This window comes from Nonomuraea fastidiosa (assembly GCF_042751225.1).
GTDB lineage: Bacteria > Actinomycetota > Actinomycetes > Streptosporangiales > Streptosporangiaceae > Nonomuraea > Nonomuraea fastidiosa.
The window spans coordinates 2,205,382-2,220,681 of record NZ_CP170570.1; the positions used below are offsets into that span (position 1 = coordinate 2,205,382).

The window sequence follows — 15,300 nt, forward strand, 5'->3', positions numbered from 1 at the left end:
ACATATTCGGCGGCCACGCTGCTCACATAGTCAGCAATCGCAGGCCGTGTTGCGGCCGTGCCCGGCGGGGACGAGGTCATGATGTAGCCTCCACGGGGTCAGAAACTTCGCCGACGTCCGGCGGTAGGGGCTCGCGTTCCTTCGGCCGCGCGGCGGGCAGAGCGGCCCGCAAGCGAGCGCGGAAGAGCAGGTCGGCGGCTGAGGCGTTCAGCCACAAACTCTGGCCCTTCTTACTCTCGACCACCCGTCCCTCCCAGGCGGGGTCTCCAGCCATGCGGAGCAGTTCGTCGCCCAAACGGCTGACCAACTCGTACGCCCGCTGCTGCCACGCCGTCCGGAGCTCCTGGGCATCGTCATCCGGTTTGATGGCGGCCAGCCACGTACGGAACGCTCCATCCAGGGCTGCGAACCCTTCATGCCGCGCTGACTCCTTACGGGGTTCGGCCTCATCCCCACCAGCGCGGGCGAGGTCCGCCGCGAAGTCTCCGAGGATGCCGACGGCCTCTTCGGCGTCGTATACCGCGTCGATCGCCGTCTGGCCGAGACGGTGGTCGTGTGCGTGGAGCAGCACCACCGGCATGGTCACAGCATCATCAGTGATCTCGTCGATGACGGATTGCTGCGTACCATAGTGGGCACCGATCAGGCGCGCCCGGATGAGAAATTCCGACGGAAGATCGCTTTCGACGGTCAGCCGGGCGACCCAGTCGAGGATTCGCGGGCGGACGATGGCCGCGGCCTCGCCCCGCTGCTCACCGCCGACCACCCGGCCTGCGACCAGGGCCCCTAAGCCGCGCCAAGCGCTGCGGCTGACCTCGTGCTCCCTCGGGAGATACACCTGGGCAAGTCCGTACTTTTTCTCCTGGGCAGGACTCCGCCGCCAGGCGGTCATCGGCTCGTGCTGGTGCCTGTTACACGGAGCGAGCGGATCGCCGTAAGTAAGGATCACTCCTGTGACTTTGCGGCCATCGTGGAAGAGCCGTACACGACGTGACTGCCAGGTGTAAAGATCGCGAATGCCGGCGGGGCGGCGGCTCAGCTCCAGCTCGTCGGTTTGCCCAGGCCCGTCGGGTGGGCGCCGCCAGGCGGGCCGATCCTGATCTGGTTTGATGCGGAGGTTGTCCGTGTCGAAGGCAACGAGATTCAGCAGCAGTGTCTGACTCAGGGTGTCGCCTTCGACGAAGACACAACCCAAGTTGCCTGCCCAGGCCACCCCCTGCGGGTAGACTCGCCCGCCCTTAACCCGAGGATCGCCGACGACACCGGTCTTGATCCCGGAGGTATCGAAGGCATGGGCATGCACAAGCCAGCGGGCGGCCTCAGCAAAGGGTAGATGCTCAACCCCCCGGCCACGCATGGTGAAAAACGGCAGACCGTTAGGCACGTCGGCGACAATCCGGTCAAGCGTGCTGACTTCGCCTTTCGCCGTCCGAAGCTCTGCCGTCTGGTAGAAGGGCTGGCTGGGATGCAGCAGGTCGAATCGTTCGCGGTGCTGGTCCAAGTAGCTGAAGATGCGGTCTATGGGAAGTCCGCTGTCCCACAGCTCCTGCCAATCGGTGATGTCCGCCGGTCCGTCGATGGCGTCGTGCAGAATCGCCAGGAGCAGCCGCAGGAGCGCGAACTCCTGAGTGGGCACATCGCCCACCAACCGTCGAACGTTTTGCGCCTGCGCGAAAACATCGAGCAGAGAGAGCTCTTCCTCGCCGCCGTCACAGCGCTGGACTGGCAACCAGGGTTCTTGTGTCAAGTCGAAGGTTGCCGGGGCCGGCTCACTCAGCACGAGTCACCTCCAAACCGTCGGTGGACGTGTAGCGCAGGTCGTAGCCTGCCAGCCGTGTACGACAGTTCTCGTCCAACACGAGAATCAGCTCTCCTGCCAGCCAAAAGCTGTCCTTGCTCTGCCAAGCGGGAACGTAATTGCGTTCCAGCTCTTCGATTGCCTGGTCCAGAACCTCGGGGATTGAGAACTGGTACGGCAGGCGCAGGCCACAACCGGCCACGATTCGACCGAGGCCCGGCTGCGGCACCGCGTCCCTGGGCAACTCCAATCCACCGCGCTTCCCGGACAGGCCGGGCAGCGTCGTCCAAACTCCATCGGCGCGACGCTGTACCACCAGGACTTCCAACGTTTCGCGGGTGTCGCGCACTTGTGCGCGGCCACGACGGGTGTCGTCGGCATCTCCCACCCCGGCATCGACCCAGCCGAGCAACGGACGGCCGGCCCGCCTGACCTCCCTGATCTGAAAATCCTGTGCCATCTCCTTCTGACGGGCCTCAAGCAGCTCTTGTGCCGTTGCCGCCTTGGCCATCGCGTCCTGCCATTGTGGGGGCCCGACCGTGCCAGCGCCGTAGGCATCCTGCACCAACGGGCTGATGTCCTCTGGCAAGCGCACGACGTGCCCATTTGGGCCCGTACCAGATAGGAGCGAGTCAAGGACCGCAGCAGACCGCAACAGCGCGTGATCGCGGTAGATCAGCGTGGAGCCGCGTACCGGTTTCGGGGGCAGTGTGTCCCAGTCCGCGCCGGTCACCAGGCATCGCGCTGTGCGCAGCCTTTCCGGACGATGGCTCTGGTTTTCGCCGCGAACGTGCCGATGAAGGCGTCCCATCCGCTGCAAGAGCAAGTCCACCGGGCATAGATCTGAGACCAGTAGGTCGAAATCAATGTCCAACGACTGTTCCGCCACGGAGCTAGCCACGACGATATGAGGCCCCGTGGGACGGTGTTGCCTGCTCTTCTCTGGCGGGCCGAAACGCTGCAACAGGTCACTGTCTTTGTCCGCCCGGTCGAGGTCCACGAAACGACCGTGTGCAACGCTGACATGTTCCTTGCCGAACAGCTCCCGTAAATATGCTGCTGTTTCCAGCACTCGATCGACGGTGTTTCGAACGACCAGCGCACATCCTCCGCCGCTGAGTTCTTGGGTAAGCCGTTGCCCCAAGGCCGTCAGGTCATCATGCAACCTCTCCATGTGGACCTGAGTTGCCCGCCCTGACGCTGCGACCGGCTCCGGCGCGATTCTGCCGTTCGGCTCCACGGTGGTGATCAGCGGGTATCCGAGAGTCTGCTCCACCGCGGCCAGGTCAGCGTCGTTGGAGGCACTGCCCGCATACGCTTCGGCCAGCTCGCGACGGCGAGCGGCAGGCAGTGTCGCCGACAGCACGACTACCGGCACACGATAAGAACCCAGCCATGACAACACCCGGTCAAGGTAGGAGTTCATGTATGTGTCGTAGGCATGCGCCTCGTCGATGACGACAACCTTTCCCGCCAGAGCCAGGTGACGCAACGCCAGGTGGCGGCTCTTCAGCCCCATGAAGAGGAGCTGATCGATCGTTCCAACGACGAACGATGCAAGCATGCCTTTCTTGCGCCCGCGGAGCCACTGATGAGCCACTAACTCAGCCGAAGCCGCAGACCGATCGGCAGAGGGACGCCACTCGCCGCTACCGCCGTCCAGCTCTACACCGCGTACATTACGGCTGCTCGCTCGCACCAGTGCCGCATAGTCCTCGTTGAGCGCGGCCTTGGAATGCGCCAGGAGAACCGACCGCTTGCCCGGCTGCGGTCGCAGATCAGGGACGCGCTTCAACCAGTCCAGCATCCGCGGAAACATGGCGTTGCCCGTGGCCATGGTCGGCAGCGCGATGAAGCAGCCGCCGGCACCCGACCTGGCGGCGAAGATCTCCGCCACCGCCAGCGCTGCCTCGGTCTTGCCCTCCCCCATAGGGGCCTCGATCACCATCAACCCGGGCGCTGACATGCTCCGCGCCAGCTGCACGGCATGCTTCTGAACTGGGCGGAGGCGGCTCCCGGCCGGAAAGCTGAACCTTGACGCGAACACCTCTTCTGGAGAGCCGGTCGGCTCGGACGGTCGCCACAATTCAGGCAGGTCCAGACCATGCCAAGCCGACTCCGCCCGATCCTGATCACGAACCTGCTCCGCATCGGGAAAGTACGGAAACAGGTCCGGGTTGCTAGCGATCCAATCAGCCACGATGACCAGGCCCGTCAGCAGCGCCTGCGCGGGCTGGGAGAGTCGTACGCTCCGCCATCTGGCCAGCCTGTCGCCGACGTCACACACGTCGGCGCAGCGATCCAGCAATTCCCACTGAACCTGACGCCAGAGGGCCGCACATCCTGGCGTCCTGACGAGGTCAGGATGATCGACCAGCGCCTTGATGTCTGAGGCCGTCGGCGGAACTCCGTGATGACCGCCAATGATGATCCCCACCTGCAAGGTGTCGGTCCTGGACCAGCTATGGCGCTCAACAAGCCACTCCTGCATGAGAGCCTGTCCAACCAGACCGTGTGGCCCTAGTTTCCGGTCCACGAATTGTTTGTGCAGCGGCATGTCGAGCCCCACCGAACGCATCGCATCGGCGAGCGACTCCACCTGACATGCAAATGCGGGGCTCGCCTTACCGATGTCATGCGTCGTCGCCAGCCACACCGCCAATCGACGCCCGTCATCTAGGCCAACCGGCAAGCACTCCGCGATCGTCCGCTTCACCTGCAGGGAGATCCAGCGGTCCCAGAGGAAACCTGCGACCATGCCGCTATCTGCCATATGCCGCCATAAGGGCAACCACCCATCGGTGTCCCGATCATGCTTCGCCCAGACAGACCGCGCTTCTATGGACAAGCCATCAGCAAACGCTGGACGGGGCGCTTCGTCGCGGAGCATAAGGGACATTAAAGTGCATGAGCGGGCCACAGAGGTGGCTTTACAGAAAGAAAGGTGCGGCCTGCCTGTGGAGAAGTGACCTATATATCCCAACAGTGCACAAATGCAACCTAGAGCGACCAGAGAGTAGCTTGATGCACAAACCGATTGTTATGCGTTTTCCTTGGAAGTGCTGGCTCTGGGACTCCTCCCTGGCATCTTCGCAGGCCAGGCAGAGCTCTCCCCGCGCACGCGGCGATGGACCCAGCCGGCTTAGGGCCTGTCTCGAAGTATTGATCGGCGGGGTGTCGGAGCCGGGCAAACGACGAGGTCGCCGGTAAGGGTTCATCGACCAAGAAAAACCCGTCCCCGGAGACCTCGTGGCCACCTTAGCGGCGACGCGGCGGTTCAACCCTCACCGAACTTCTCGATCAGCACAGCCTTCTCAGCGCTCTTCCAGTCCCACCGGTAGGTGACGACCGGCAACTCCTCGCCAGGAACGCCGTAGAACCCTTGGCTGCGCCGAATACGTAAGCAAGCCAGAACCCATGCGACACTGGTGTGCAGTCCAGCACTGCCGACAGGCGGTGAAACCACCCCCTTCCCTAGCTGCTTGTTATGTCCAGAATGTCCAATTCGGTGATAGTGCTCGAAAACGGCCTCGCCAACCGATAAAAGCGCAGGTCAGTGAGAGTGTTCCCCGCGCACGCGGGGATGGTCCCACCGCCCGTCCGGGGTCGGTACGAGATCCCTCGTGTTCCCCGCGCACGCGGGGATGGTCCCAGGGAGTGACCGATGTCGCCTTGTCGTTCGTCGTGTTCCCCGCGCACGCGGGGATGGTCCCGGTCTCCTGCGATGGCTGAGAGGTCCTGGCGCGTGTTCCCCGCGCACGCGGGGATGGTCCCCCTCGCAGCCGAGCACGACGCCTACGCGCAGAGTGTTCCCCGCGCACGCGGGGATGGTCCCACGCCGCGCTGGCCCGTGGGCCGGCGGGCGGTGTGTTCCCCGCGCACGCGGGGATGGTCCCACGAGATCACGCCGGACAACTGGATCACCCGCGTGTTCCCCGCGCACGCGGGGATGGTCCCGCGATTCGCCAGGTCGTGGGCATGAAGGTCAGGTGTTCCCCGCGCACGCGGGGATGGTCCCCCATCCCCGAACTCCCGCACGAGGTTGCAGCAGTGTTCCCCGCGCACGCGGGGATGGTCCCGACGAGATGTACAAGTTCGAGAACCGCGGGTCGTGTTCCCCGCGCACGCGGGGATGGTCCCCGCGGCCCGAAACAGGCGTCGACGGCGACGTCGTGTTCCCCGCGCACGCGGGGATGGTCCCACCCGGTCATGCGGTCCCGCTTCGACCAGCCGGTGTTCCCCGCGCACGCGGGGATGGTCCCCACTCAGCGGCGCTCATGTTCGCGATCGTGTGGTGTTCCCCGCGCACGCGGGGATGGTCCCGGGTTCGACAACCCCCTGTCGGTGTCGGATGCGTGTTCCCCGCGCACGCGGGGATGGTCCCCGGGAGATCCGCAAGCTGGGCCGCCTGCTGCTGTGTTCCCCGCGCACGCGGGGATGGTCCCAGGCTTTCCTGGACCTCCTGGACGATCTCCCGGTGTTCCCCGCGCACGCGGGGATGGTCCCCGGACCATCTGGTCGGTGACCTCGAACAGAGCGTGTTCCCCGCGCACGCGGGGATGGTCCCGTCGTAGCGGCTTGCTTCGAGCCGATAGTGCAGTGTTCCCCGCGCACGCGGGGATGGTCCCCCGGGCGCCGGCCAGAGGCGGCCGACCAGCTCGTGTTCCCCGCGCACGCGGGGATGGTCCCGGCGTGGCGCCGGTCCTCCGCATCCGCACGAGGTGCTCCCCGCGCACGCGGGGATGGTCCCATCGCCCGCGCCATCAACAACAGCGCCCCGCTGTGCTCCCCGCGCACGCGGGGATGGTCCCCTGGCCCGCTGCTCTGGGGTGAGGCCCCGTTCGTGGTTCCCGCGCACACGGGGATGCTGCCTACCGGATCGAGTACAACGGCACTGGTTTTGGGTGCTCCCCGCCCACGCGGGAGTGGTTCCGCTTCTACGATCGGAGAGACATTTCGGCGGCTGTGTTTACGTCCGGTACTCCCCGCCCGCGAGGAGCACCTCTTCGTCCGGCCCGACCACTCCCAGCACTCCTCGTGCTTTGCCCCGGGGTATGGTCACCCCTCGAGAAGACATGCTGGAGTCCTTCCGCGGCTTCGGCAATCGCAGGAAGCCACCCATCGCAAGACGTCTCGCTAGCACCTGTGCCAAATACGTGCGCACATCTTCATCAGTTACCCCAACAAGACCTAGCTGAGCTGGGAAAACGTCGTACGCGCTCATCTGACTCCTAAAGCGGGTGCCGCAGGTTCGAATCCTGCCGGGGGCACCACGTCTGACCAGCCATTTCGGCCCCTGACCTGCGGTTTCACAACCGTAGGTCTTTTGCTTCTCCGGACCCTCATAGGCAGCCGAGTGCAGCCATGTGCAGCCGTAGGTCAGAATCCTGGGGACATACGGGGGACGATCTTGAACGCGTCGTCCCACCTCAAACGCTCTCGAGTGCGTCATGGCCTACCCAGTCACGGCCCTGTCGGGCTACTGGGCCTCGGCCTGTAGAGGGCGGCGATCGCGATAGTCAACACGCGGAGCCGGCTCCGGGGCTCCCTCCGTGGCCACGCCGCCTTCCGTCGAGACGGGAACACCAAACGAGATGCGCGTCCGACGACCGTGATCCACGCCATGGCGGCACCCACGACATCCCTGCGACCGCCCCGCATACAAGAGCTCCTTCTTGTACGCACGCCCCCTCCTCGGTGGATCAAACATGCCGGGAGAAATCACAAAAAAGTTGGTTAACGAGGCATCCAAAGCGTGCGGAGTTATCGTCGGTTGGGGCCCTTGACAGTTGCACGAGGAGAGCGGCATGCCCGGTCCTGATCGTGAGCTCATGCAAGCGGCGGTGCAACGCATCCAGAAACTGTCCGACGACAACTGGTGGGTCCTGCACGCCTCCTGCCGGCTCATGGAAGCCCGCGCATGGGTCGGACCGACGGGCGACCGCTTCGGCCAAGCAGTGCACAACTACCAGCACGAACTGCACATGATGCTCACGCAGGCCGTCACCATGGCCAAAGACGCCGCGGCGAGAGCGCAATGAGCTACAGCGGGGTCAAGCTGCCGGAGTTCGACACGCTCGTCGCCCGCCACACGGCAGCCGCCACCCAGATGCAAGAACTGGCCGCCCGCCTCCATGCGGAACTCGCCGGCGCCGGCCTCGACACCACACCGGCCGAACGCATCAGAAAGCTCGCGGCACAGGTCGGCCAGGAGGCCGAAGACCTCCGCAAGCGCCAGAGCATCGTGCGCGAGATGGAACGCCACAAGATCGCCTTCGGCGCCTCCACCGCGGCCGGCTCCTTCATCACCGTGCCGGACTCCCTCCGCGAAGCCCAAGGACAGCTCGATGGCACGCTCGCGGCCAAGGCAGCCAAGGCTGCAGCCGCCGGAGACAAGAATGCGCTGAAACAGCTACAGGCCTACGCCGCGAAAGCCCAGGATTCGTCCTTCGCCAAGACGTTCCTCCGACAGCTCGGCGCCAAAGGAATGACGCAAGTGTCCGCCGCGATCGCCGCCCAACTCCGTGCCGATGCCGCAGGAGGGAACGCCGGTGCGTCGGCCAAGCAGGCCCAGGAGGCGATGCGGCTCCTCGCCACCACCCTCGCCAAGGGCACCAACCCCAAGGACCCCGCCTACATGGGCGACGGCTTCCTCGACGAGCTGGTCAACCACGGACGCACCGAATTAAAGGTGGACGGTATCTCCTACTTCGGCTACCAAGCTCAGGCGCTGATCTGGCGAGCCGGCGAGGGGAAGCCGCCGTTCTCAGAGAAGTTCATGCAGGTCGTTGGACGAGACGCGATCGTCTTCGAGAAGGGGAAGTTCCAGGATCGGTGGGCAGCGTCCAAAGACGCGATCGGTAGCGCTTTGGGCAGTCGGCAAGTGCCCATGGCAGACCTGGCCACTGTGCTCGGTGTCGCCGAGTGGATGATTCCCTCGACACCTTCGGTGGGGCCCGCCAAGCAGCCCGTCAGCCAGTCTCCGGATCGAGGCGGCTCGGCAGTCATCGATGATTTGTTCCACGCGGCGTCGAGCAACGCGAAGTCCGCTCAAGCTCTGCTGAACCGCACACCAGCCGGGTGGAAGCAGTCAGTCCTGTCGTACATGCTGACTGACCGCCTCGGCGCGTTCCACTTCCACGGCAACACCGACCCGTTCGCAGAGGCGCTGCGCAAGGCGACGACGGGAAAGGACTCGGTATCTCTGTCCCTGACCACTGAGGCTCTGAACACCCTCAAGGTGCACGCCGACAAGGTGTTCCGGCCGGATGACAACGACCGGCTCACCATTGCCGACCGCAAGCTGTACGACGAGTTGAGCTTCCTCAGGCGGCCTGTCGGCAGCGCCCTCGCCTCGCATATCGATCAGGTGTACGGCACCTACATCACCAAGTCCGAAGGGTTCGACGGCTTGAGCAAGGCCGAGCTGGATCGCCTGCTGGTGCTGGTGAGCAGCGATAGAGACGCCGCGGTCGAGCTTCAGGCCGCCGAAGCGGCTCGTGTAGTCGATCGGGTCAACGACCATTACCCGACCAGCGGCGACAAGGGGATCAAGGAGCAGCTCATCCCCGAGGCCAAGGTGTTCGGCCACTTGGTGGAAGCACGCAGGCTGGCTCTACTGGCCAACGCTTGGGACGAGGAGCAGACGAAGAAGGATGTGAAAGACACGCTGAATTCCGCGTTCGCGCTGTTCACTTCGCCCATCGGCGGCCTCGGCATGAAAGTCGCGGGAGAACTCGGCGGGCTGGTCGGCGGGAAAGGCGCCGAGGTCGCGTTCGACAAGCTCTCGGCCTACATCGTCAATCGCATGATTCAGACCAGTGTCACCTCAGGCGAGGCTCTGCGCACCGCCGCCGATCAGAATGAAATGGTTGACTGGTTGATGCAGAGTGCTGTCATCAGTGCGAGGATCGCTACGGGCGAGTGGTCAGAAGAGGCTATGAGGGATGCCAAGGGCTCCACTTATGTCACCGACGATCAGCCGCCGAAGCTCAAACCCATCCATGAAATCATGGCCGACCCCAAGACGTTCGACGACTTCATGGAATGGGCACGTCGGCATTCTGCCATCGAGAGCACCTCGAACGAGTTGGCCAACACTGTGCGCACAGCCCGCGATAAAACGCACGACAACCTCAACATCACTGGATATTGATATGCCATCTCGAATAATCCGACCGTCTCGCGGCGCAGTCGTCGGCTTGGCACTGTTCCTCGCGCTGATTGCCGGCTGCACCGACATCGGTCGTGCACCTTCGCCCAGCCCAGAGGCCACGGCTTCGATCAGTCCGGTTGTGGACTCCTCACCCTACTGGTGCGACTTCCTTCCTCAGCAGGCAGTCCGGGAGATCACCGGCCTCGATGTGGCGATCGAGGAGCGTAAGACCGGCGTACCTACGACCCACGGGCAATGCGCGCTTCGCAATGACTATGACCGGCTTTCTCTCCTGTGGTCGATAAGAGACGGCGACAACGTCCTGGACACCGCACGCGAGAACTTCGGCGAACACCAACTAGCGGCTCTCCCGAAAGACCTCGGCACTGGACTTATTGCTTATACCGAGCGTATGCCACGCACGAGGCCGTACTACACGATGATGCTGTTCCGATGCGGAGACAAGCGACCGTGGATCAGTGTGGACCTGTCCGAAGTGAGGAATGGGCGAGACCCCGTGAGCGATTTGACGCAGTTGCTCACTATCGCCCGGAAACGTTACGGGCAGCTGCACAAATGTACTCCCGAGCCAGCCTAACCAAGTGGAAGTGGCCCGGCGTCCGGTGTAAAACCGATCGAGGCAATCACCTTGGCAACCAGGGTTGCCGTACAACGCTTCTGAAACGCTCGTCTACCCGGGACGGGACACCACATTGCAACTCACAACCGCACAGGGCTGACCCATGCCGATCTTTCCAAACGGCGCAGCCCGTTCCATCGTCGCGCACGACCGCTCGCTCGAACTCTTCGCCAACCGCTTCGAGCTGACCCGCCACGTCGTCACCCTCATCAACGACGACCCACCACCCGAGCGGATCCTCTACCTCCACGGCCTCGGCGGCAACGGCAAATCACTCCTCCTCCGCCACCTCGAAAAACGCTCCTGCCTGCGCACCGACCGCTGGGAGGACATCCGCGGCGCCGACGACACCGAACTGCTCGACCGCCTCGCCGAACACGGCCGCCCCGTCCCGGTGGCCAGGATCGACTTCGGCGCACGGCCGGCGGGCGAGAACCGGCCCCAGGAGGCGTTCTCCGGGCTGTTCATGCTCAAACGCCAGCTCGCCCAGCACCGCATCGCCACCCCGCGCTTCGACTTCGCCGCCATCACCTACCTGCACAAGCTCGGCTTCGACATCGCCCACCGCATCCCCGAACTGTTCCCCCGCAGCGAAGTCGACATCGCCCTCGACATCGCCGACGCCATCCTCACCCTCCCGATCCTGCGCGTCGGCCACCACCTGCTGCAGCTGCTCAACTCGCGCATGGACGAGACCTTCACCCGCCGCCGCATGCGCCGCCGCCTCTCCCACGAAGACGCCGACCACATCCTCAGCCTCGTCCCCGAACCCGACCTGCTCCACGAACTACCGCGCTTCTTCGCCCAGGACCTGAACGAGGCCACCGCCGACCACGCCCGGATCGTGCTGCTCTTCGACACGCATGAGGCGTTCTACGGCGAAGCCATCGGCGACGCCGACAGCCTCATCCACGCCGACAAACTCATGCGCGACGAATGGCTGCGCTGCCTGCTCGGCCACCTCGACCTCGGCGCCGGAATCATCGCCATCGTCGCCGGCCGCACCCGCCCACCATGGCCCAACGCCCCCGTCTACCCCATCCCCGACCAGTACATCGATCACCGTCTGGTCGGTCACCTCACCACAGCCGATGCCACCCAGTACCTCACCCTCGCCGGCATCACCGACCCATCGACGCGGACAGCGCTGATCGACTACGCCTCCACCGCTCCGAACGAGGTGCACCCGTACTTCCTCGGCCTGTGCGCCGATGTGGCCCTGGCCGCCGGCCCCCGTCTCGACCCCGGCGACTTCGCCACCCCGCTCGACAAGGAACGCGACCTCGCCAGCCGGCTCCTGCAATACACGCCTGCCGAGGCCGAGTACGGCATCCTCGCCGTCAGCGCCTGCCGCGCCTTCACCGCCGAAACCTTCCACCACCTCGGCCAGGCCCTCGACTTCCCCTGCGACCGCAGCGCCTTCGCCAAACTGACGGCGTACTCCTTCATCTCCCCCATCCGAGGCGGCACGGCCAGCGGCACCGGCGCGTACACCATGCACTCCATCCTCCGGCGCTCCCTGCAACGCGTGCGCCCGGACGAGATCCGTAAAGCCCACGAGGTCCTGGCCCGGCACTACGGCGAGCGCGAGGAGTTCACCGCCGAGCTGGAAGCCGCCTACCACCTCAGCCACCTCGACTCCAGCGAAGGAGTCGCGGCCTGGGTCGCGCTGATGGACCGCAGCCTGGCCACCGGCCGCTTCGACCGCTGCCGTGCCCTGGCCACCCTCCTCAGCGACCTGCGCATCGACAGCGACGAGGACAAAGGCCGCTGCCTGTACCGGGTCGCCCGCGCCCACCTCGGCCTCGGCAACTGGGCCCAAGCCGAAGCCCTCATCGACGGCCTGCCCTTCAGCTCCGCCCACGCCGTCCTCGTCCGCGCCGAAGTGGCCTTCTGCCGCGGCGACTTCGACCACGCCGAACACCTCGCCCAAGCAGCACTCGCCCTCACCGGCGACGACGCCCGCGAAGGCTTCCTGTTCCGCCTCGCCGAAATCGAGCTCTACCGCGGACGCTTCGCCTCCGGCCGCCGGCACGCCACCGAAGGCATGAACACCTCCGCAGACCCGGCGCCCTGGCTCAAGCTCCTGGGCGAGATCGAGTACTTCTCCGGCAACGTCGAACGAGCCCACACCCTCATCAACCAAGCCCTGCAGGACGTGGCAGCACGCCCCGCCCACCAGCGCGACCAAGCCCTGTACGCCGGCCTCCTCCAAGACGCCGCCCTCGTCGCCGAAGCCACCGGCACCTGGCAGACCGCCCTCGACAGCCAGACCGAAGCCCTCGCCATCCGCAAAGCCTCCGAAGACGCCCGCGGCATCGCCCAATCCCTACACGGCCTCGGCACGCGGGCAAGAAGGTCAACGGCCGTAAGCGATTGATCATCACCGACACACCGACTCGCTGATGACGGTCGCGGTGATGGCGGCCGACTGGCAGGACCGCGCTGCTGTCGGCGTAACTGACCACCCCGATCAGGCACGTCTTCGCCGACCAGGGCCTCGCCGACCGGCTGGTGGAGTGGGCCCGCGACACCCTGCACCACGCTGGAGATCGTCCGCAAGCCCGCTGATCAGCGCGGCTTCAGCGTGATTGCACGCCGTTGGGTGGTGGAACGGACGCTGGCCTGGCTGACCGCCTGCCGCCGTCTGGCCCGCGACTACGAACGCGACCCGAGCGTCTCCGAGGCTTTCATCCGCTGGGCCGCCATCGCCGGCATGGCCCGCCGCCTCACACGGAGTGGCCCGGCTCGGCGACAGGCCGAGATCATCTGCGACTGAACAAGATCATCAATCTCAAACACTCACTCACCACGGTCCGGTCCGCAACCGCCACCGGCCTCCACCATGGATAGCAACATATCGTAGTCACCGGTTTCGATCAGCTGCGCCAGCCACTGCCCGAGCGCCGCACTGGTGCTGCGTCATCGCCGCTCGCCCTCTGCACTACTACAGGCAGGGTCATGCGATGACCATTTACATTTCGCAACGCCATACCTACTGACCAGGTCAAACTTGTACACCACTAGCGCGGACGCAACCGCGTCGAAGCCCGATAACGTGGGCGCTGGCGGATGCAAGACTCCGCTGATGCCGACTCAATAATCCTCGACAGGAATCCAAGCTCTCTGTCGATGGCTGCGCCGAAGGAACTTGATGGACGATATCCAGAGAGGCCGTGTCAACGTGGGTACCTCATCGCACAATCATCCTTGAACACGCCTTAGCGACACCTGCTGGGCACCGCCATCGGCTTCCAGCCAAGTCCCACGGCCGGCCACCACTCACCGAGGAAGATCACGTCTTGATGCAGGCTCAGGAGAGTTTGCCGCAGTTAGATCTCCAGGCTATATTGGCCAACTCTCTCACCATCGTCATGCGCATCGGAAAGTGACCCTTCATATGCGCTCTGTACAGGGGGGGTGTCGTCTGGCCAGTCGAATTCTCCCCTCCGTACACCTTCGACAAAGGCGACCCAGTCTGAACGACTGAATTCTAGGACGGCTCCTCCAGGCGAGTTGGAGTCTCTGACGTAGGCTGATTTCGCGCCGAACGCGACCTCCACGCACTCGCCTGTCGCACTTGCAGAGCTCTTACGCCACTTCAGCAGCTCAGGCGGATCGCTGGGCCCCTCAGTCATCAAGCTATCCTCCCACTGTCGCTATGAGAATAGCCTGATAGATCATGATCGTACAGAGCGAGCCGTTCCTGGCCATTGAGCAAGATCCGACGACACCGAACGCGGGTCGAACCGACTCACTCCATGCTGTCGGCTGCCTCTGCGATTAGCATGAGAGACTCGTCTGGATCCAATGCCTCCTCGAGGATAGCTTCGAAGTCGGCACGCACATCTGAGATGCGCGGGTCTTCACCAGATAGCGTCTCATGCAGGTCGCCATTCTCGAGGTGAAGTACTTCGCCTATCCCTCCGTCAAAATCTAGAAGGGTGAAGGCGCCGCGCAGCATGCCTACATGGGATCCAGCATCGAACGGTACGACTTGAATAGTGATGTGATCGCTTTCTCTCGCCACCGAGATCATATGACGAAGCTGTGTTGGCATGATTGCGCGATCCCGCCGGATACCGACATGCCGACGTATGACCGCTTCATCGAGGATGAAGATCTCATGCGGCGGAGTGGGGCGCTGCTTCAACATCTGCTGGCGTTTCATCCGGAGGCTGACCAGCGTCCGGAGGACAGACATGTCTGTGCCGCTGTGAGCTAGAGTTTCCGCGTACGCTTCTGTTTGAAGTAGACCAGGGACGGTAAGAGGCTGGAACTGTCTAATAGTAGATGCCCCTGCCTCAAAACCAATATACGCCAGATAGGCATCACTGACATCTTTCCTGAAATCACTCCACCACGCTTTCGCCCGCGCTCCTCGGTTAAGCAGGTGAAGCTGCTCTATAGCAGCGGAATCAGTGACGCCGTAAAGCCGCGCCAGAGCGTCGAGGTCAACCCTTGAGACGCCGGTCCGTCCACCCTCGATTCGAATGAGCTTCGACGTGTGCCATTCTAGGCTCCGCGCAACCTCATCCTGGGTTAAGCCTGACTGTCTGCGGAGCTCCGCAAGCCTCCTGCGCAGGAGCGCCCCTTGGACAACCGGGCCAAGTTCATCCACTGCGCTTCACCTCACTTTCCGTAGTCATATAGCACTCTGACTCTCAACGCTATGGGCGCAGCCAGCACTTCACGCTACCCCGGCGC

At 64.2% G+C, this 15,300-nt stretch carries 9 protein-coding genes and 1 CRISPR repeat array; of the genes, 5 read left to right on the forward strand and 4 right to left on the reverse strand.

The window, feature by feature from the left end:
* Positions 1–76: 76 nt before the first annotated feature.
* Together casA and cas3 are read right to left on the reverse strand one after the other, a co-directional pair.
* Positions 77–1,780, reverse strand: coding sequence for a type I-E CRISPR-associated protein Cse1/CasA (gene casA, locus ACFMQL_RS09970; protein WP_378785362.1), 1,704 nt, complete (start codon positions 1,778–1,780; stop codon positions 77–79).
* A complete protein-coding gene (cas3, locus tag ACFMQL_RS09975) occupies positions 1,770–4,688 on the reverse strand; it encodes a CRISPR-associated helicase Cas3' (RefSeq protein ID WP_378785363.1) in 2,919 nt (972 codons plus the stop codon). Before cas3 ends, casA begins: the two co-directional genes overlap by 11 nt.
* A gap of 672 nt (positions 4,689–5,360) precedes the next feature.
* A CRISPR array of direct repeats spans positions 5,361–6,731; the repeat unit is 29 nt; unit sequence GTGTTCCCCGCGCACGCGGGGATGGTCCC.
* Positions 6,732–7,605: 874 nt separating this feature from the next.
* Between cas3 and ACFMQL_RS09980 the strand changes: the two genes are divergently transcribed.
* From ACFMQL_RS09980 to ACFMQL_RS10000, 5 genes are all read left to right on the forward strand, one after another.
* The gene (locus ACFMQL_RS09980) at positions 7,606–7,839 is read left to right on the forward strand and encodes a hypothetical protein (protein ID WP_364070873.1); all 234 of its coding nucleotides are present in this window, start codon (positions 7,606–7,608) and stop codon (positions 7,837–7,839) included.
* Entirely contained in the window at positions 7,836–9,953 is a 2,118-nt protein-coding gene (locus tag ACFMQL_RS09985; RefSeq protein ID WP_378785365.1) for a hypothetical protein, read from the forward strand. The genes ACFMQL_RS09980 and ACFMQL_RS09985 overlap by 4 nt, the downstream gene beginning before the upstream one ends.
* A 46-nt stretch (positions 9,954–9,999) precedes the next feature.
* Entirely contained in the window at positions 10,000–10,551 is a 552-nt protein-coding gene (locus ACFMQL_RS09990) for a hypothetical protein (RefSeq protein ID WP_378785367.1), read from the forward strand.
* 145 nt (positions 10,552–10,696) lie between these two features.
* A complete protein-coding gene (locus ACFMQL_RS09995) occupies positions 10,697–12,973 on the forward strand; it encodes a tetratricopeptide repeat protein (RefSeq protein ID WP_378785369.1) in 2,277 nt (758 codons plus the stop codon).
* Positions 12,974–13,144: 171 nt separating this feature from the next.
* Entirely contained in the window at positions 13,145–13,372 is a 228-nt protein-coding gene (locus ACFMQL_RS10000) for a transposase (protein ID WP_378790148.1), read from the forward strand.
* A gap of 553 nt (positions 13,373–13,925) precedes the next feature.
* Here ACFMQL_RS10000 and ACFMQL_RS10005 read toward each other — a convergent pair.
* Complete coding sequence (locus ACFMQL_RS10005; protein WP_378785370.1) at positions 13,926–14,231, reverse strand: DUF397 domain-containing protein; 306 nt, start codon at positions 14,229–14,231, stop codon at positions 13,926–13,928.
* A gap of 116 nt (positions 14,232–14,347) precedes the next feature.
* A complete protein-coding gene (locus tag ACFMQL_RS10010; RefSeq protein WP_378785371.1) occupies positions 14,348–15,214 on the reverse strand; it encodes a helix-turn-helix domain-containing protein in 867 nt (288 codons plus the stop codon).
* Positions 15,215–15,300: the final 86 nt, after the last annotated feature.